At 42.3% G+C, this 19507-nt stretch carries 21 protein-coding genes and 1 pseudogene; 6 read left to right on the top strand and 16 right to left on the bottom strand.

The window, feature by feature from the left end; all coding sequences use genetic code 11:
• Window positions 1-100: 100 nt before the first annotated feature.
• Window positions 101-448 (bottom strand): hypothetical protein, encoded by a 348-nt coding sequence (locus DESDI_RS03385; protein WP_015261234.1) that lies wholly within the window; start codon window positions 446-448, stop codon window positions 101-103.
• 356 nt (window positions 449-804) lie between these two features.
• Complete coding sequence (locus tag DESDI_RS03380; RefSeq protein WP_015261233.1) at window positions 805-1020, bottom strand: hypothetical protein; 216 nt, start codon at window positions 1018-1020, stop codon at window positions 805-807.
• 328 nt (window positions 1021-1348) lie between these two features.
• Between DESDI_RS03380 and DESDI_RS03375 the strand changes: the two genes are divergently transcribed.
• Window positions 1349-1615 (top strand): type II toxin-antitoxin system Phd/YefM family antitoxin, encoded by a 267-nt coding sequence (locus DESDI_RS03375; protein WP_015261232.1) that lies wholly within the window; start codon window positions 1349-1351, stop codon window positions 1613-1615.
• Window positions 1608-1919, top strand: coding sequence for a type II toxin-antitoxin system RelE/ParE family toxin (locus DESDI_RS03370; protein WP_015261231.1), 312 nt, complete (start codon window positions 1608-1610; stop codon window positions 1917-1919). Before DESDI_RS03375 ends, DESDI_RS03370 begins: the two co-directional genes overlap by 8 nt.
• A gap of 232 nt (window positions 1920-2151) precedes the next feature.
• Here the strand turns inward: DESDI_RS03370 and DESDI_RS03365 are convergent, their stop codons facing one another.
• The 8 genes from DESDI_RS03365 to DESDI_RS03330 form a co-directional block, all read right to left on the bottom strand.
• The gene (locus DESDI_RS03365) at window positions 2152-2598 is read right to left on the bottom strand and encodes a hypothetical protein (protein ID WP_015261230.1); all 447 of its coding nucleotides are present in this window, start codon (window positions 2596-2598) and stop codon (window positions 2152-2154) included.
• 101 nt (window positions 2599-2699) lie between these two features.
• Window positions 2700-3437, bottom strand: coding sequence for a nitroreductase family protein (locus DESDI_RS03360; protein WP_015261229.1), 738 nt, complete (start codon window positions 3435-3437; stop codon window positions 2700-2702).
• 521 nt (window positions 3438-3958) lie between these two features.
• Entirely contained in the window at window positions 3959-4285 is a 327-nt protein-coding gene (locus tag DESDI_RS03355; RefSeq protein WP_015261228.1) for a HepT-like ribonuclease domain-containing protein, read from the bottom strand.
• Window positions 4282-4572 (bottom strand): nucleotidyltransferase family protein, encoded by a 291-nt coding sequence (locus tag DESDI_RS03350; protein ID WP_041219676.1) that lies wholly within the window; start codon window positions 4570-4572, stop codon window positions 4282-4284. Before DESDI_RS03350 ends, DESDI_RS03355 begins: the two co-directional genes overlap by 4 nt.
• A gap of 155 nt (window positions 4573-4727) precedes the next feature.
• Window positions 4728-5153, bottom strand: coding sequence for a GNAT family N-acetyltransferase (locus DESDI_RS03345; protein ID WP_015261226.1), 426 nt, complete (start codon window positions 5151-5153; stop codon window positions 4728-4730).
• A gap of 275 nt (window positions 5154-5428) precedes the next feature.
• On the bottom strand, window positions 5429-5965 hold the full coding sequence (locus tag DESDI_RS03340) for a GNAT family N-acetyltransferase (RefSeq protein ID WP_015261225.1): 537 nt from the start codon (window positions 5963-5965) through the stop codon (window positions 5429-5431).
• A 186-nt stretch (window positions 5966-6151) separates the two neighbouring features.
• Entirely contained in the window at window positions 6152-6397 is a 246-nt protein-coding gene (locus DESDI_RS03335; protein WP_015261224.1) for a hypothetical protein, read from the bottom strand.
• Between the two features lie 383 nt (window positions 6398-6780).
• Window positions 6781-7326: a dihydrofolate reductase family protein gene (locus DESDI_RS03330; RefSeq protein WP_015261223.1), complete on the bottom strand. Its 546-nt coding sequence runs from the start codon at window positions 7324-7326 to the stop codon at window positions 6781-6783.
• Window positions 7327-7732: 406 nt separating this feature from the next.
• Here DESDI_RS03330 and DESDI_RS03325 point away from each other — a divergent pair, with 406 nt between their 5' ends.
• Entirely contained in the window at window positions 7733-8593 is an 861-nt protein-coding gene (locus DESDI_RS03325) for a tyrosine-type recombinase/integrase (protein ID WP_015261222.1), read from the top strand.
• Window positions 8586-9218 carry an IS91 family transposase gene (locus DESDI_RS03320; RefSeq protein WP_015261221.1) on the top strand — a complete coding sequence of 211 codons (633 nt, stop codon included), beginning with the start codon at window positions 8586-8588 and terminating at the stop codon, window positions 9216-9218. Before DESDI_RS03325 ends, DESDI_RS03320 begins: the two co-directional genes overlap by 8 nt.
• A 174-nt stretch (window positions 9219-9392) precedes the next feature.
• Here the strand turns inward: DESDI_RS03320 and DESDI_RS03315 are convergent, their stop codons facing one another.
• Together DESDI_RS03315 and DESDI_RS03310 are read right to left on the bottom strand one after the other, a co-directional pair.
• Window positions 9393-9578, bottom strand: a complete 186-nt coding sequence (locus DESDI_RS03315; RefSeq protein ID WP_156801101.1) for a hypothetical protein — start codon at window positions 9576-9578, stop codon at window positions 9393-9395.
• 31 nt (window positions 9579-9609) lie between these two features.
• Window positions 9610-10215: a hypothetical protein gene (locus tag DESDI_RS03310; protein WP_015261219.1), complete on the bottom strand. Its 606-nt coding sequence runs from the start codon at window positions 10213-10215 to the stop codon at window positions 9610-9612.
• 247 nt (window positions 10216-10462) lie between these two features.
• Here DESDI_RS03310 and DESDI_RS18015 point away from each other — a divergent pair, with 247 nt between their 5' ends.
• Window positions 10463-10633: a hypothetical protein gene (locus DESDI_RS18015; RefSeq protein ID WP_015261218.1), complete on the top strand. Its 171-nt coding sequence runs from the start codon at window positions 10463-10465 to the stop codon at window positions 10631-10633.
• A 2-nt stretch (window positions 10634-10635) separates the two neighbouring features.
• Complete coding sequence (locus tag DESDI_RS03305) at window positions 10636-11049, top strand: type II toxin-antitoxin system death-on-curing family toxin (protein WP_015261217.1); 414 nt, start codon at window positions 10636-10638, stop codon at window positions 11047-11049.
• Window positions 11050-11397: 348 nt separating this feature from the next.
• Here the strand turns inward: DESDI_RS03305 and DESDI_RS03300 are convergent.
• The 4 genes and pseudogenes from DESDI_RS03300 to DESDI_RS03285 all read right to left on the bottom strand — a co-directional run.
• Window positions 11398-11889, bottom strand: a pseudogene (locus DESDI_RS03300) (IS91 family transposase); the annotation flags it as partial.
• A 204-nt stretch (window positions 11890-12093) separates the two neighbouring features.
• Window positions 12094-13668, bottom strand: a complete 1575-nt coding sequence (locus DESDI_RS03295) for a glutamate synthase subunit beta (RefSeq protein WP_015261216.1) — start codon at window positions 13666-13668, stop codon at window positions 12094-12096.
• Window positions 13669-13681: 13 nt separating this feature from the next.
• Window positions 13682-18328, bottom strand: a complete 4647-nt coding sequence (gene gltB, locus DESDI_RS03290; RefSeq protein WP_015261215.1) for a glutamate synthase large subunit — start codon at window positions 18326-18328, stop codon at window positions 13682-13684.
• 279 nt (window positions 18329-18607) lie between these two features.
• A complete protein-coding gene (locus tag DESDI_RS03285; protein WP_015261214.1) occupies window positions 18608-19498 on the bottom strand; it encodes a VOC family protein in 891 nt (296 codons plus the stop codon).
• Window positions 19499-19507 lie beyond the last annotated feature (9 nt).

Raw genomic sequence — 19507 nt, 5'->3', positions numbered from 1 at the left:
GTCCCCTCGATTTCACTGCTAAACTTTACTTTCCTTGATCCGGCATGGACACGTGGCATTCTGTGGCATTTCATATGATGTTCTGCATCTCACCTAACGTTTAGGAATTTCCGCGGCGTCCCAACCACATATCATTTTTTCGATAAAATCCTTTCGTGACTTGAAATAAAAAAGCTGCAGAAAATCCTATACCGATTAAAGAAGCAACTATGTCATAATCATCCCATTTCCCTAATTTGAAAACGACATGTAAATATTCAATTAATATAAAAAAGACAATATTAAGTACATTAATTAAATATATAAATATCGATTTATTGATTGCTTCGATACCTTTGTAAAAAGGCACTATATAGAATATACCTATTAAGGTAAAAAGGAAACTGGGTATAAGATTTGGTGCAGTACCAGCAAATAGAGTAATATACTGACTATCTAATTTATACAATTTCTCTCTAGAGAAAAATACCAGTATGAACAAAATATATACTACAATTATAAATCTGTTTAAGTTTTTATATGGCTTACGACTAAAAAGTTTATTTGTCTTATTTAATTTTAAACTATTAATTGCCCATCACCTCATATATTTAATTCGTCTTTTTCTACATATGAAAAGCAATATCCCAGGAACTTTTACCACGCCAAGGATGGCGCTACCTTAAAAAATGACCTTGAATACATATTATCACTCAGGTATTTCCCAATACTGAAGAATGTTAAATCCTAGGAAAATCTAAAAATAGTATAACGACCACCTACTTGCAAACTACTCATAGACTACCTTTTGGACCAACTCATTAATTAGTGATGATCAGCACTGTCTTCTTTCTTCCTAAACCCTTGACATACTATTTTACCGACATCAATTAATATTATAGTAATCGTTACTGCAAATGCATTTCGTATTAATGAATCTCCATAGAACCAATTCCACAATTCATCAAATAGGTAGATAAGTCCTAAAAATACCAAGAAGAACAATAAGTACTCCTTAACTTTAACTAATAAACTCCCCATAAAACATTCCCCCTTATTTGCTCCAGGGATTTAAAATGAATAAAGTCCTAGTCTTTTAGTATTGTACAACCAATTCTTCATACTCAATTCACATTATATTCTACTTTCGTGAAACTACTATTAACCCTTCCCCTATAAAATCCGCGCATGGACGCGCGGCACTGCACGATATGTCGTATAACGTTCTGTGGAGTCCCGCAGCGTCCCAACCACATTCATCTTCCCCTAGTTGCGGGACTCCTCTGTTATCGGACGGTCTGTCGCTTGCATCTATCTATCATAATTATGATATAATATTATTATCTATAATGATAGGATGGTGTTATCTATGCCCATAATCAAACCAATATCTGATTTAAGAAATAACTTTAACGAGATATCCGAAATCTGTCATAAGGAAAGCGAACCTGTTTTCATTACCAAGAATGGTCAAGGCGACCTAGTAGTAATGAGTATGGCTCTTTATGAAAAACAACAGGCTTTACTGAATCTCTATCAAAAACTAGGCGAAGCAGAAGCACAAAGTACTGCAGGTATGCCACGGGTCTCTCATATAGAACTTATGACCAAGTTGAGGAATCGGGTTAATGAATAATAAGTTTCGAATTGAGTATCTACCAATTGCTGAAAAAGATCTAACAGAAATCCTTGAGTATATCCAAATTGACAACCCGACCGCCGCACTAAATTTATTGAATGAAATTGATGAGGCTATATCTAAATTGTCCCATTTTCCGTATATAGGGAGTATTCCTAAGGACCAAAGACTTATCCTTCTTAATTATAGAATGCTGATAGTGGCAAACTATTTAGTATTTTACGTTGTTCTTGATGAGGAAAATGTTGTTGAAATCCGAAGAGTTTTACACGGAAAAAGAAAATACGACTTCTTAGTCTAACTCCGAAAGACAGATGTCACCTAACGTTCCCTGAATTCTCGAAGCGTCTTTCTACATGCATCTTTGCAAAGTTTTGGGAATTCAGGGTTATCTGATGCCGCGTCAGAAACAAGATCAGATTGGCTAAAGATATGAGACTTTAACTTCACCACGGCAAGTCTTGCGCCAGCCATGAGGCGACGGACACGTCGGGAATCCCGGAGACGTTATTCGATGTCGCGGTTAAGACCCTCTAAATCAACCGTAACTTTTTAACCCCATTTTCTTCAAATTCACTCGAGTATTTCTCTCTTAAATCCTCGAATTCGTTATTGATTTTTTCATCTTCAAAGACTAGCCTCATAGCATCAGATCCATGCTTCTCTATAAGATCTCTTGTTGAAAGCTGATCAATTAGCTCGTCCCAAAACGACTCTTTCTCAAACTCCTCAATGAAATCCATTGCTAAAGATTCATCTTCAAACTTTCTTGTTGGTGAATATAATTCTTCATCGTTTTCTTTTTCGACTAAATCATCTACCCCATACTCCTTTGCCAGAGAAAGAAACTTCTGTTCTAAATCTCGATACACTTTTGTTTCTAATTTATCCTCCGAATAAAATGCATGCATTATCCAATCCGCTATATAGAAAACATCAAGTAACTTTATATATTCCTTCTTAGTAATATTAATCTTCATTAATAGCCCTCCTTCTTTTACCGCGATATAAACAATCTTTTTATCTAATACAAAACCTAGTCATTCTAACAACTTACAAGGCCTTAATAAATTTCTGGACGTTACTTTTCTTTGTAACCAAATGACTTCAGGTATTCTCCTACTGATCTGGTCATTTCTCGGGAAAAGCTGGAATTATACTTTCGATAGCAAAAGGCAGTAACCCAGTCCTCGTAACTTTGTTCGCCCAATTTTTTTTGGAACATAATACGCAGTTCATCACCAGTCATCCGGTTATAGTGATTTGTATGAACTATGTGCTTCAAATCGCACCGTTCCGGCTTTGGACGATTTCGTTGTTGTTCTGTTGGGTATCCAAGCACCAGCATTGCTGCTGGGAAGACATATTCGGGCAATTCAAGCATCTCCCTGTGCTCCTCACAAAGCTGTATAATATCACCGATGTAACAAGAACCAATTCCTAAACTTTGCGCTGCAATTACAGCATTTTGTGCAGCAATAACGCTGTCTTCAACTGCCAGCATCAAGTCTCCAACACCTGGCAATCTTGGGCTGCACCCACCTTCTACAAAAGCATCATACCACTTTTGTAAATCGCCACAAAAAATCAATACCATAGGAGCCTTTGCTATAAAGGGTTGATTGTCACAGGATATTGCCAGTTTATCTTTTAGACTTTGTTCGGTAATATCTAAAATTGTATATAGCTGTTGGTTCCCTGCCGTTGGTGCCTCCATTGCAGCCAGTAGAATAGTTTCCTTATCATACTCTGAGATTTTAATATCTTTGAATACCCTTACAGATTTTCTCTCGTGCAAGCTTTTCAAAACTTCGTTCATATCTTGATTCCCCTTTCACTAATTGGACAAATATAAATAGTATTACTCCATACTATTATTATGAGGCAAAATAGATCGACACTTGCAATGTAGAACAGTATGTTTATGTACGATATAGCTTACCATTGCCAGATTGGATTTAAATTTAGTTTAGTCATAATTATAAAAGTCCTATCCGTGCATGGACGCGCGGCCTTTGCGTACGGTTTCAGCTAACGTCCTGCAAATTGCCGAAGTCTGGTTACTACATTCATATTCCCCCAGATTTTAGAAATTTGCTGTTATACGAAGCCGTATGCCCGTAGATTCAGAGGCCACCACGGATGGCGGCCCCTTTAATCTAAAGAGCAAACTCATTCAACCCAATGGGTCAAAAGCAAAGCCGTATCAAGTAAAACAGGTAAGACAAATTATTTTGAAATATAAACTTGGAGGCATCATCCTCTATTTGCGGGAATCCTCGTGTTATACGATGGCCCAGCCCCAAATGCAAACATGCACTGAACAAAGTTGTCCAGTGCTTAATCTAGCAATTCCATAATCCTAATTTTGAGTCGTGGCAACTCATTTTGTACCACATTCCATACAATCTTTAGACTGATCCCCATATAGTCATGTATTAACACATCACGAAGGCCAGCCATTTGTGTCCATGGTATTTCAGGGGTTTGCTCTTTCAGTCTTCGCGAAACTCTCTTTGTCGCTTCCCCAATAATTTCAAGATTACGAATAACCGCATCCTGTATAATTCCTGATGTCATGAATTCATCTTTGTCAGAGTTAGTATATGTTTCAATCTTTATGATGCTCTCCAGAATATTGTACAGAAAGACCTTGTCATCTTTCATATAGGCCTAGCCTCCTGAAGGATCTTGTCTTTTATTGTCCAATGAACAGAATCTGGAGTGACGACATCTATCTTTCTTCCTAAGATCTCCTCAAGATCATTTTTAAGCGAGATTAAATCAAATAATGAACAATCATCGCTACACTCAACCAAAAAGTCTATATCACTTTCTGCCTTTTCTTCTTCTCTAAGAACTGAACCAAATAGTCTAACATTAGAAAATTTGTAGTGTGAAGCTATTGATACAATTTGGTCACGTTTTGCCATAATATCATTAATCGCACGCATAGTTATCACCCCTAAGTATATTATACCGTATTTTTCCATAACAATAAACTCTTTGGGCTATCGTATAACGTCCCAAGGAGTCCCGCAGCGTCCTAACCTCATGCATCATCCTCTAAGTTGCGAGAATTCTGCGTTAGCTGAGGTGGCCGTTTTTCTTACTCTAAAGTCATATTTATTATTACTTCACCCGTTTCCGGCTGAACTTCCTCGCTTAAATATGCAAATCCGTTTTTCTTATAGAATCTTCCAGCATCAATATTCTTACTGTAAACACCAACGTTTAAATGCCCCTTTTCTCGTCTTGCCTGTTCAATTAATTTAGTGCCGACTCCTTTTCCTTGCTCTTTTGGTGTAATAAATAACGCTCCAATATAATTACCAAGTAGTGATATAAAGCCAATCAAATTACCGTTTTCCTCGGCAACCCATGTCTCCGCAATTGGTAAATACTTATTCCTTAATTCATCCTTGTGTGATTCCCACATTTCCTTTGGAATAAAGGAGTGTGCGACTACACTTACGTTATACCAGATCTCAATTATTTCTTCAGTATCAGGATGCTTGAATTTCCTAATTATCATTTTTGTCCTCCTCTTGAGACCTATTAAACGCTCATGCAAGCCATTTCAGCTAACGTCCCCGGCATTCCCAACGTGTCCGCCCCGTAAGGCCTGGCGCAAGACTTGCTTCTTTCATACTACTTTTAAATTGCAAGTCTTTTGACAGGGGACATGTGGTGCGGTTTACCCCATATACTCTCTTATCCGCACCCTCGCTGGAATCCTCGTGTTATATGATGTGTCCAATACCCCTGAGAACCGTCCAGGCTCTCTATGCCCTACTTCTAGAGTGATCCTCAGTCTATGCTAAGACCCATATAGATAAAATTATTGAATTCTCCTGATATAAAGAACTCTCGAGTAATTAACCCCTCTTGAATGAAGCCAAGTCTTTCGTATACACTCATAGCTCTATCATTATCACTTCTAACTCGAAGGTTGAGTTTGCGAATAATGTTTGAAACTTTAGCCCACTGAATTAATTCCTTCACCATTTCTGTTCCAATTCCTTTATCCCAGTAATCCTTAAGGACTGAAACACCGAATTCACCCGTATGCTGTATCCGGGGCCTTGCTCCACCTTCGAAATATAAACAACCAATCACCTTGTTACCAACTAGGGCAAGAAGCATAATCTTGTTTTTGGCAGTGCGGCTTTCTTCGAGCATGGCTTGCTCATCACTTACCGATACTGAAAACTCACCAGATCCGAAAGTTAGGAAATCCGATTCACCACCAATCTTTAGTAAGTAGGCAACTAGCTCTGTAGCGTCCTCTTTTACAGCCTCTCTTAATTGCACTGTATCTCCGTTTTTAAGTTGGATTATTTTCATTCGTAATACCCCCTTGCATTTCCGCATGCAATAAACCAAATTCTCGAAATAACCACTCCGATATGGACATATCATATAACGTTCAAGAGTTCCCGAAGTCTGGTTACTACATTCATAGTCTCTCAGATTTTGGGAACACGCTGTTACAAGAAGTAAAAAGCAAACCTTCTCGAAACTCAATCTTCATTAGATTGCACCTCGGAAACCAAATATCTGCTTTATCGGCACTTCAATCTCTTCTTTTCCTGTATGATATACCAAGATATCATCCTTTGCACGAACCAACTCCCGTGTCGCTTCCTTCTCGTCATCGAAAGCCTGGATTACTGCCATATCATCAATGAATCTGACGTTATTCTCAATATGTGAATCCAGTATTTGAATCTTAACAAAACGTTCAGGATATAACCTTCTGACCTCATTCCATTCCATTAGATTCACCGCCTTCTTACTTTCTAGATAATTCCATTATACCATTTTCTTAGCCTAGAACATCATTAATTAATAAAGTGCATGGATGCACGCTCGTGCACCGATTTCGTGTAACGTCCCGCGAATTACCGACGTTGCCGGCCCGTAGGGATTGGCACGGCATTTGCCCCTGAATTCTTCTCCATACTGCAAATGGCTTGCCAAAGGCAATGTTAGTAATTCGCTGTTATCTGATGCCGTACGCCCACAGATTCAGAGGCCGCCATGGACGGCGGCCCCTTGAACCTCCGCATATTTACGATATATAAATCGTCCATGGAGTATAAACTTACTCGGTTCCATTGGAATAACCTCGAAAAACGTGACTATGTTTGGCACTATGACTATCCTCTGGGAAATTCACTCGTGCCTTCCACGGCCTGTTGCACCTCATATTCGAGGAGAAGCATCCCACTGGGATAGGCACGGTGTCGAACGAGCTCCAAACACCGACGTATTCCGTGCGGGGGGAGCAACTGCACCCCACCTCCCAGAAGGATCGGTATAATCGCCGGTTCGAACGTATCAACCAGATTCCAGGCGAGTAGTTGGGAGAAGAGATTCCCTCCACCGTAGAGCCAGATATCTCGACCGGGTTGCGCACGAAGCTCTCGAACTCGTGCTTCGAGGCCCTCGCTCACGATCTCAACATTAGGATGATCCACTGGCCGAAGCGACCGTGAGACCACGATCACTTGCTTTCCGCGAAAGCTCTCGCCCGTTGCGCGTACGATCTCGTACGTGCGTCGCCCCATCAGCAACGTGTCGAATTGCGCATACAGCGCCTCAAAGTCGAACGAGGGCTCTGGCGTAATCCAATCAAAATCATCGTTCGGTGCCGCGATGTAGCCATCCATACTACATGCGACCTGGTATCGCACCCGCCTCATCCAATTATCACCTCCACATTGATCCACTCTTGTCCAACTGAAAGGATCTATTTCATCTAAAATCTTAGGATTACCGGAAAACAATAATTCCAAAATTGGTATTATTTAATAAATAGGTTTGCAAATGTAATTCTATATACCGGAACACCTTGGTAATTTAGGTTTTGCTACAAATGGCCCTAGCTACCACACTCCGTAATCCGCGCATGGACGCGCGGTTCTTGCGCACGATTTTATATAACGTTCAGGAGTTCCCGCAGCGTCCCAACCACATGCATTATCCTCTAGTTGCGGGAACTCTGTGTTGTACTAAACCGCTGCGCGGTGGCTTTCTAAAACACAAATATACATTGAGGCATGATATCATTCTTTTGCTAACCCAATTAAATTGGAAAGGATGATTGTCATGCCTCAAGATTTACAAACTCACTCGCCTCATCTACAGAAAATGAAGTTCGAAATGGAACTCCGAGGTCTTCCGCCTCAAACTCAAAAGCTTTACCTTAGCCATTTAAGATTGCTTGGAAAACACTTTAATAAATCTGCACCGGAACTCTCTCCCAATGAACTTAAATTCTATCTACATTATCGCATTAAATCTGGGATTAGCTACAGTAACATCAACATTTCTTGTAACGCCTTTAAGCTTTTTTTCAATAAGGTACTCCACTTCAATTGGTCTGACGATGTTATCGTTCGCCCTAAACGACCGAAGAAGCTTCCTTATGCGTTTTCTCAAGATGAGATTCTAACCATTTTGGATCAAGTGAGCAATCTTAAGCATAAAACCATTCTTCTAACCACTTACTCTTCTGGCTTGCGAATCAGTGAGACCCTTAATCTGCGGGTCTCGGATATTGATTCTCAAAGCATGTTTATTCGTGTGAATGAAGGTAAAGGGAGCAAAGATCGCTTAACTGTTCTTTCTCTGGAAAACTTGAAACTGCTAAGGCTCTATTGGAAGCTTTATCGACCGACTGACTTACTCTTTCCTGGCCCTATTGAGGGCAAACCCCTTGCCACCCGGAATATTCAACACGTCTTTCAAATGGCTAAACTGAATGCTGGAATCACTAAACCGGGGTCTGTTCATACGCTTCGCCACAGCTTTGCAACCCATTTACTTGAGAATCATGCTGACCTTCGTACTATTCAGATGCTCATGGGGCATAGTGATATTTCTACAACTTCTAAATATATTCATCTTTCTACTGCTCATATTGCTTCGGTCCGAAGTCCCCTTGATCGAGGGGACTTCCATGCCTGAACTTCAAGATATCTTTAATCAGGTTCGGCTTAAGTCCATGTCCCCTGCTCAAGCCAAGGCCTTTCATATGATTCGTCGTTGTAGAACTTCATCTATGGGGTGCCACTCCGAGGTTTGTACGGAGTGCGGTTCGGTCGATGTGTCTTACAATTCTTGCCGCAACAGGCATTGTCCTAAATGCCAACACTCGGTTCAAGCTCAATGGGTTGATGCTCAGATGTCCAAGCACCTGCCTGTTGGCTATTTTCACATCGTTTTTACACTCCCTCAGGAACTGAATACCCCTATTTTCCAGAATCAGAAACTGCTTTATTCTTTACTTCTTCAAGCCGCAGGCCATACCCTTGTTGAATTAGCGAAGGATCCTAAATTCTTGGGGGCTACCACCGGGGTGACTTCAGTGCTTCATACTTGGGGGCGGAATTTATCCTTCCACCCTCATGTGCATTGTATTGTTCCTGGAGGGGGGCTTTCCAACGATGGTCTGAGCTTTGTCCGTTCAAGCAAGAAGTTCTTCATTCCGGTTAAAGTGATTTCGAGAAAGTTCAGGGGGAAGTTCCTTTATCTTTTAAAACAAGCCGTCAGGACCTGCAGCCCCTCATCAATACACGAAAACCTGTCGTGACTGTTGCGGTTCTCATTTTGTTACGCTTCTTTTTCCTAACCCTTCAGGCGCTAGTCCATGATGTTTCGCAACAGAATACTTCTTTAAAATTGCCTCTTCATTGGGGAGGGGGAAGGTCTATCCATAATGGGCATCTTACTGTATTTTTGAGATCGATTTCAGATCCATTACTCTTTAACCATCCTTATTGAGGAATTTCTGACCTGGAGAAAAAAGATTAAATTCCCATAGACCAACATCGCTCGGCAGACGGTTCAGTACAACAAGAGATTGATAATGTTCTAATTGCTGCCTAAGTAAAGATTCCTTTAAAGCCACTGATTTTTGATCAATGGCTTTTTCTGTGTCTAGGAACATCATGAATCTCTAATTAGTTATCGGAAGTTGCCATTTAGTCCATAATTATCAAATTCGAGATATAAGGTACGACGAAGTCATGATTTAATCCTTGAGTATGTCTTGCTGAATCACTAAAACTCGGTGCTTTTTCAATAACATTTTTGGCAGAATTGTCAAAGTAAAAGTGCTTTGTAGCATAAATCTTAGAAAATCTACCCTTAAAAGGATTTAAGCTTTTGTCATCATTACCCCAAACATACCATATAAAAGGAAACTCTTTATTCTCACATTCGCATATTAGTTGGTCTGGAAAAGCATTAATCCTTCTAATCGCTTGTTTAAGATCTTTATCACAAAGGTACATTAAATTTAATACTTGAATGTAAGATCTATTTTCAATTCGCTTATTACAATGCCTATAAGCTTTTAGCATTATTTTTCTTACATTAGGCAAAAGGTTATCTTTGTCTAAAGCTATTTCCTGAAGACCATTATCGCTATTACTAGAAGGCTTCGCGGAACCAGGATTTTTCCCTACAATTGCGCCAATACATAAATCATCATCTGAAGGGTTTGATACTTCTTTTAAGTAAATCCTCGTATCAAATCTAAAAGTATGATTATCAATTTTTCTAAATCTTGCCCAATAGTTACCCATAATACCTCCTCCAAGATTATCATTCTTTAATACAGTTCTAACCCAAAACGCGATACATGCAAGCAATTTCCGATAACGTTTTCGCCATTCCCGCAGCGTCATATTACATTCATATTTGCTAAGTTGCGGGAATGGACGTGTTAGCTGAAGTGTTCCCTCGTTCTTTTTAAGCCTTCAAGACTATATCCCTTCAATTTGAATAATAATAGTAATAGCAATTGTTCTAAATCACGAAGGGTGGTACAATATGGATAAAGATAGAGCTAAGCCTGAGGGGGATACTGATATGGCTATTCCAAAAGAACCTAAAGACAGCGCACAACCAAATTCTTCAAATGAGCATAAAAGGAAAATTTCTAAGGCACTTAAGGAAGTTACTTCACAACATTCCAAACTACTTAAGAAATTAGCCGAGTAATTATGAATGATATCGAGCTACTCTATATTGAAGATATCCTCGCTATTCACGAAGAAGCCATAAACGCTTTTGGTGGGAGCTTTGAATTGTACCGTGATTCCGTGTCAAAAATCAGGAGCATCCTCGACCAACAATATCCTCATTTCGATCATGATAAATATCCTACCATTTATAAAAAGGCAGCAATGCTATGGTACTTCCTAACAAAAAGTCATTGCTTTGTAGATGGTAATAAGCGAGTTGGCTTTTATGCTGCCTCCATCTTACTTAAAATCAATGGACACTCTGATTATGTTGATGATGACGAAGCGTATGATAAGGCTATTCAAATATCATGTTCTCAATTAACCGGTGAGGCATTAGATACCTATATCCACGAACTGTCACATTGGCTAAAAGAGCGATTTCCTAAGTAAGCAGATCTCATTTATAGGGGTCTGTTTTTTATTGACCAATTAGACGAACATGCAAGGAACATTTCAGATAACGTCTTAGGATTGTATCTGAATTTGAGCGAGATATCTAAGATTCCTTAACCTCACTTCTTCCTCAAATGCAGATACAATCTCGTTGAACGAAGCCGCACCAGCAATCTATGGGGATTCAATAGCTTAATCCCCAGCAGAAATGCTTCATTTACATATACTCCATGACATTCTGGAAGTATTTTGTAATATACTTCGGTATAATTACAGGAATTTCCTCTTAAAGATTTAATCTTCTCTAAAAAAGAGCACACTTATCCCTGGGCGTTCGTCAAATTTCTAAGCTACTATGATATTGGGCGGGGAATAGGCCTTGGGCGTTATGCTTTCTTTTCTAATCATTTTGCCCGTTTTACATACTGAACACACTCTTACATCGATCCCTTTGAGCTCTAAAATCAGCTCTTCCCAAGACTTCGTAACTTTTGACCGTTCTTCCTTTTCAATATTGAAAATGTCCTTACACCGTATGATTTTTGTTTTTCTATTACGGTTACTTAGAATCCCATAGTGCCTGATCTTCACAAAATTTAGGGGTAATACATGAAGTAAAAATCTTCGTATGAATTCTTCTCCATCAAGCTCCATAACTTTCTTTTCATTCTGATCGGCATAGTCCTTCCATTTAAACGTCACTCGCCTATCCTTAATACTAAGAATTCTATCATTCGATATCGCAACTCTATGGGTATATCGCCCTAAATACTCCATGACTCTCATAGGATTTTTAAATGGCTCTTTGCAGTAGACAACCCATTCCTTTTTGTATAGCTGTTTTAAAATAAATGAAGAAGGGACAATTCATTTGGCATAACAACTACCAAATGAATTGTCCCTTCTCACTTCTTAACTAGTGAATTTTGAATCGCTTACATTTCCCTCCCGACTCTTAGCCCCTTACCACTTACTCTTACCACTTACACTTACTCTTACTACTTACACTTACTCTTACTTTTACCGCTTACCTCTAGTCACTTACTTAATAATACTCTTACCCATAAGATATTTATCCACTTCGCGGGCTGCTAGCTTACCTTCTTGAATCGCCCAGACGACAAGGCTTTGGCCGCGGCGGGCGTCTCCGGCGGCGAAAACTTTTTCAACATTGGTTTCAAAGTCATCATACTCTGCTTTGAGATTGCTACGGGCGTCCCGCTTTAGATTTAACTCCTTGGGAATAGTATCTTCTGGACCGAGGAAACCCATGGCCAAAAGTACCAAGTCTGCTTCCCATACTTTTTCGCTGTTGGGTACTTCTTGGGGAACCATTCTTCCGGAGGAATCTTTCTTCCAGTTGATTTCTACGGTATGGACCTCCTTCACCTTACCTTGCTCGTTGCCCACGATCTTTTTTGTATTGATGAGATACTGGCGAGGATCTTTTCCATAGAGACTGATCGCTTCTTCCTGACCGTAGTCAACTTTGAGCTTCTTCGGCCATTCGGGCCAAGGATTGGTGGCCTCGATACGCTTGGCTGGAGGTTCAGGCATGATTTCAAACTGATGGACACTCTTGCAACCATGACGGATGGCTGTGGCCACACAGTCTGTTCCTGTATCGCCTCCGCCGATGATGATAACTTTCTTGCCTTCAGCGCTGATGAATTCAGCGCCCTGACATACGCCTGTCAAGTCAGTGCAATCGAAGTTCCTTATCAAATTTCCATCCTCGGAGCCTTTAGTCAAACTGTCACTCTTGAACTCGTTTAACTTGCCATCCAACAAGCATTGAGTATTGGCCTTCAGAAAATCTACTGCAAAGTGAACCCCTTTCAGATCCTTCCCTTCTACACTGAGCCCTCGGGCCTTGGTGGCACCGGTGCAGAGGACGACCGCATCATACTGGTTCACCAGACCCTGGGCAGGGATATCTTTGCCCACCTCGGTATTGAGTATAAATTGAATCCCGGATTCCTTCATGAGGTTGATTCGCCGCTCCACTACGGTTTTCTCCAACTTCATATTGGGAATGCCATATACGAGAAGTCCGCCGGGGCGATCTGAGCGCTCATACACTGTGACCTCATGTCCCACGGCATTAAGATAATTAGCCGCAGATAGGCCTGCGGGACCTGAGCCTACTACGGCCACCCTTTTACCGGTGGCTTTACCCTTTTTAGGTTTTACCCATCCTTCAGCAAAAGCCTTCTCGATGATCTCATATTCGATACAATTGATAGTTACGGGCTCCATAATATAGCCTTCGGTGCAGGCTCCTTCACAGGGTGCCGGGCAAACTCGGGAAGTGAACTCTGCAAAGGGACTGGTACGACTTAAGCGCTTATACGCTTCTTCCCATTGTCCTTTGTAAATCAGTTCATTCCAATCAGGAATCAAATTATGCAAAGGGCAACCGGAGACCATTCCGTTGAGCATGACCCCGCCATTGCAGAAGGGAACACCACAGTTCATGCAGCGGGCGCCTTGGGTCTTAATTACCTCTGGATCCCTGGGTAGTTTGATTTCCTGCCAGTCCTGAATGCGTTCTTCAGGAGCACGCTTCTTTGGGTCTATACGTTGATATTCTAAAAAACCGGTTGCTTTTCCCATGTCTTCCCCCCCTTTACTTCGCCGCTCCCAAGGTCTTGAAATTTTCTTCAAAGGCTACCAGGAGGGCTTCATCCCCTGAATATCCGTCTTGTGAAGCTTTATCGATATTGGCTAGCATCTGTTTATAGTCCTTCGGAATCACTTTGGTAAATCGGGTTGCATAGCCTTCCCAATCGGCAAGAATTTTACGTCCTTGGGGACTATGGGTATACTCCACATGCTTTTGAATCATGACTTGAACTTCCTTAAGTTCATCATCCGACTCGATTTTCTCTAATATTACCAAGGACTTATTGCAGTAAATCTCTTCGAAGTCTAGGATATAGGCTATTCCGCCGGACATTCCTGCCGCGAAATTGCGCCCCGTCTTGCCGAGGATGACGACTTTTCCACCCGTCATATATTCACAGCCGTGATCACCTACCCCTTCGACAACGGCGTGGGCACCGCTGTTTCTAACGCAGAAGCGTTCGCCAGCAATTCCATTGATATACGCTTCCCCAGCTGTAGCCCCATAGAAAGCTACATTACCGATAAGGATATTCTCTTCAGGGATAAAATCAGAAGTCTTCGGTGGATAGACAGCAATCTTACCGCCAGAAAGTCCTTTGCCCAGGTAATCGTTGGAGTCTCCTTCTAGCTCTAGGGTCAAGCCCTTGGGTACGAAGGCACCAAAGCTTTGTCCTGCTGAGCCTACAAAGCTTAGCTTAATAGTATCTTCCGGCAGACCTGCCTCTCCGTACCTTTTCGAGATCTCGCTGCCGATGATAGTTCCCACAACCCGATCCACGTTATTGATTTTTAGTTTGGCGCGAATTTGCTTTTTGCTTTCTAAAGCAGGCTTGCAAACCCTTAGGAGTTTTTTCATGTCTAAAGATTTCTCCAGCATGTGGTTTTGGGCTTGAGTGTTATAGCGACTCATGGGGTCACCGGCATAGGGTTGATAAAGAATTTGCGAAAGATCCAGATGGGAGGCTTTCCAGTTCTTAATATTCTCTTTGGTTTTGAGGCGGTCTGTGCGACCAACCATTTCGTTAATCGTCCTAAAGCCCAGCTTAGCCATAATCTCCCGCATTTCCTGAGCAATAAAGCGCATGAAGTTTTCTACGTGCTCAGGCTTACCTGTGAAGTTCTTTCTTAAGGCTTCATCTTGAGTAGCGATGCCCACGGGGCAGGTATTCAGATTACATACTCGCATCATGACGCATCCCAGAGCAATCAAGGGTGTGGTAGCAAAGCCGAATTCCTCAGCACCCAACATCGCAGCGATGACCACATCCCGTCCTGATAGGAGCTTACCATCCGTTTCTACCACTACCCGATCTCTTAATTTATTGAGGACTAGGGTCTGATGTGTTTCCGCTAGGCCGAGCTCCCAGGGCAGTCCCGCATTGCGGATACTGGTTCGGGGAGATGCTCCTGTTCCTCCATCATAACCACTGATGAGAATTACATCGGCCTTGCCTTTGGCTACCCCAGCGGCAATGGTTCCTACCCCTACTTCAGACACAAGCTTGACATTGATGCGAGCATCCCGGTTGGCATTCTTCAAATCGTGGATCAACTCGGCTAAATCCTCGATGGAGTAGATATCATGATGAGGTGGGGGAGAAATCAGGTCAACCCCCGGTGTGGAGTGACGTGTCTTGGCAACCCACGGGTAGACCTTACGTCCTGGCAGTTGTCCACCTTCACCGGGTTTTGCTCCTTGAGCCATTTTGATTTGGATCTCCTGGGCATTGACTAGATAATTGCTGGTCACTCCGAAGCGTCCTGAAGCCACCTGTTTAATAGCACTGTTTTTGCTATCCCCCTGCAGAAAGGCATTATGGTTGTCCCCAGCATCATGAGGCAAAACTTTAAAACGATCCGGGTCTTCCCCACCCTCGCCAGTATTGCTCTTGCCGCCTAATCGGTTCATGGCAATGGCTAAGGCCTCGTGCGCTTCCTTGCTGATAGAGCCATAGGACATGGCGCCGGTCTTAAAGCGTTTGACGATAGAATCCACGGACTCCACTTCTTCGATGGGGATCGTATCGCCTGCATTGTACTTGAAGTCTAAAAGGTGTCTTAATGTATAAACCTCTTCTTCATTGATCTTCTTGGTAAACTCTTTAAAGAGAGCATAATTTCCTTCTCGGCAGGCCCTCTGAATCAGGTAAATGGTTTCTGGGTTATACAGATGCTTTTCTCCATCTTCTTTGCATTGGAAGTAACCACCCACTTCTAGACTATCTGCATTGAGGGAGTTCTCATCGTAGGCGCTTTCATGGCGCATCTGGTTTTCCTGAGCAATCTCTTCGAGGCCGATTCCTTCTAAGCGGGAAGGGGTATAGGTGAAGTATTTGTCAATTACGTCTTTGCGCAAGCCCACGGCTTCAAAGATTTGGGCACCATGGTAACTGTGCATCGTGGAGATACCCATCTTGGTCAGCACTTTGAGCATTCCTTTGACTGAGGCTTTGATGAAGTTTTTGACCCCTTCTTTGGCAGTCAGCCCTTCGAGCAGTCCCTTAGCTGCCAGGTCTTCTATGGTTTCATAAGCCAGGTAAGGATTGATGGCCGTTACCCCATAGCCCACTAAGGTACAGAAGTGATGCACTTCCCGAGGCTCTGCGGATTCCAGCACGATTCCTAGGTTGGTGCGAATTTCTCTACGTATCAAGTGATGATGCAGTCCGGAGGATGCCAAGAGAGCTGAGATCGCTGCATACTCCTTATTCACTCCTCGATCCGAGAGGATAAGGATATTTGCACCCTCATTCATGGCTTTATCCGCTTCTCTAAAGAGTCGATCCAAGGCTCGCTCCATGGCCTTCGCTCCCCCGGTCACAGGGTAAAGCATGGATAAGGTCACCGTTTTAAACTGGGGATGATTTATCATCTTAATGGTATGGAGCTGGTCATTGGTCAAGATGGGGTGCTCAAGGAAGAGCGATGCGGTACCTTCCCGGTCTGGATTTAGAAGGTTGCCGGAGTTACCCAAGAGCAAATTGCAGGAGGTAACAATCTCTTCCCGAATGCCATCGATAGGAGGATTTGTCACTTGGGCAAAGAGTTGTTTAAAATACAGATAGAGCATCTGAGGCTTTTCTGATAAGACGGCCAGAGGTGAATCCATGCCCATGGAACCAACAGGATCCACTCCTTCAACAGCCATCGGTTGGATGGTTTTTGTAATATCTTCAAAGGTATAACCGAAGGCTTTTTGTTGTTTTAGTAAATCTTCATTCCCCTTAATTTGTACCTCTCGATCCTTTGCCATCTCAGAATGAGCTATATCTGCAAAACCTGCCGTTTGGTCGCTGAATCTAACGATGTGCTTCTCGATCCATTCCCCATAGGGGTTCCTCAGGGCTACGCTGGTTTTGATCTCTTCATCGGAGATAATTCTCTGGGCCTCAGTATCAATGAGCAGCATCTTACCAGGCTCTAATCGACCTTTGTATTGAACATTCTCCGGCTTAATATCGATAACTCCCACTTCAGAAGCCAAAATGACCTTATCATCCTTGGTGACATAATAGCGGGAAGGCCGTAGTCCATTGCGGTCCAGCACTCCACCGATGAGTACCCCGTCCGTAAAGCCCATAGTGGCAGGACCATCCCAAGGCTCCATTAAGAAGCTGTTGTATTCATAGAAGTCTTTCTTATCCTGACGCATGAGCTCGTTATTCTCCCAGGGCTCAGGAATCATCATCATTACCGCGTGAGGTAGCGTTCTTCCGGTCAAATGCAAGAACTCCAGACTGTTATCAAACATCGCAGAATCGCTGCCGGATTCATCCACAATAGGATAAACTTTGGCAATATCCTCAAAGAAGGGAGAATCAATGCATTTTTGGCGGGCTCTCATCCAGTTGACATTGCCGCGGATGGTGTTGATCTCTCCGTTATGGACAATGTAGCGGTTCGGGTGAGCTCTTTCCCAGCTGGGGAAAGTATTTGTGCTAAATCGGGAATGGACCATAGCCAAAGCCGAAGCAAAATCCAGATCGGAAAGATCCAGATAAAAATGACGCAGCTGCTCTGCCGTCAACATCCCTTTATAGACGATGGTCTTAGCGGACAAACTGGCTACATAGAAAGTGCCGCCCTTGTCTTCGCATAAAGGCAGGATAACTTTCTCCGCTCTTTTCCGAATGGTATAAAGCTTCCTTTCAAAATCCATCCCATCGCTGAGCTGAGGGTTCTTCTCGATGAATACTTGAATGAATCGCGGCATGACTGCTTTCGCGCCTTCGCCGATGCTAGTCTTATCGATAGGAACTTCTCTCCACCCAAGGATTTTTTGCCCCTCTTCAGCTGCGATGCTTTCAAAAGTGGCCATTTGCGTTTTTCTGAAATCCTCATAGCGATGAGCAAAGATCATTCCTACCCCGTAATCCCCTTTTTGAGGCAGTTCAAACCCCAATACCCCGCATTCCCGTTTGAAGAAATCATGGGGAATCTGGACTAGGATCCCAGCGCCATCACCTGTATTTTCATCGGCTCCGCTGGCCCCTCTATGGCTTAAATTTTCCAGAACGGTCAAGGCTTCATCGATGATCCCATGTGACTTTTCTCCTTTAATGCTGACCACAAATCCCATCCCGCAGGCATCATGCTCTAAGGCTGGGTCGTAAAGACCTTGTTTCTGAGGCAGACCATAATTTTGCATATTACTCACCCTTTTCTGGAATTTTCCTTGAACATCAAGCGGCAAATTATTGGTTTGAAGCTTTTGTTAAAGCAATAGTTAAACTACTGTAGGTTATTGCCACTTGCGAAGGAAAAAGAAAAAGCGCTACAAAAAGACTTGCACTTGTTAGGTACAGGTCTCTTTGAGCGCCTTTGCTCCGTTTTTCGATTAATCATAACTTATCATAGTAAGGCTTAGGATTACAACCGCTTTCGCCAATGTATACAATATTTAAGATTACTAAGAATTTCGTCTCTTCTAATAATCTAACCCTAACTTTGCCTTTTCAAGAACAGCTATATCCAGCTTCTTCATTTTCAAAAATGCCTCTGTGATCCGTTTTACTTCTTCTTTTGTTCCACTTGACAGAGTATCGCTCATATTCCTCGGTACAATCTGCCAGGATAAGCCAAATTGATCTTTAACCCATCCACACTGCTCAGCCTCAGGAACAAAGGAAAGCTTATCCCAGTAATAATCGATTTCTGTTTGGCTATCACAAAGAATCATCAAAGAAAAGGCTTCATTAAAAGTAAACTCCCCGCCAAAGCCATGGTCCATTGCGATAAACTGTCTTCCTTGGATATTCAACTCGCCGTAATTTACTTTTGCTCGCTCATCCATGGACTCCCCTGTCTGATAATAGTTTACAAACCCTTTAGCAGAGCCTTCAAAAACGGAAAGATAATAATCAATGGCTTCTTCGGCTTTACCGCATACCTCTCCGGCAAATAGCAAATTGAGTCTTATTCTCTGATGTTCTTCTTTATTCTCAACCAGCATGAGCTGCCAGCTAAGACCATATTTGTCTTGAATCCAAGCATAGCGTTTGCTGAACGGATACTCACCCAAAGGCATGAGATCGGTTCCATCGACCGATAGATTATCATAGAGCCTGTCGACTTCTTCCGGATCATTGCAAGCTACCATTAAAGAAATCGAAGGGTTCAAGGTAAAGTACGGACCGGCACTGATTGCGGAAAACCTCATTCCAGCAAGCCGAAAATCGACCGTTACAGAATCGCCCGACGGAGTATCAGGAATTGTCGTGATACTAGTGATTCCTGAATCCTCAAAAAGGTTAACATACCATTGAGCCGCTTCAACGGCTTCTTTGTCAAACCATAAATGGGGGATTATCTTTTGCATGGGCCTTCC

The sequence above is a fragment of the Desulfitobacterium dichloroeliminans LMG P-21439 genome (assembly GCF_000243135.2).
Classification (GTDB): domain Bacteria; phylum Bacillota; class Desulfitobacteriia; order Desulfitobacteriales; family Desulfitobacteriaceae; genus Desulfitobacterium; species Desulfitobacterium dichloroeliminans.
Note: the sequence above shows the minus strand (reverse complement) of the source record. Positions and strands in the feature narration are given on the sequence as shown.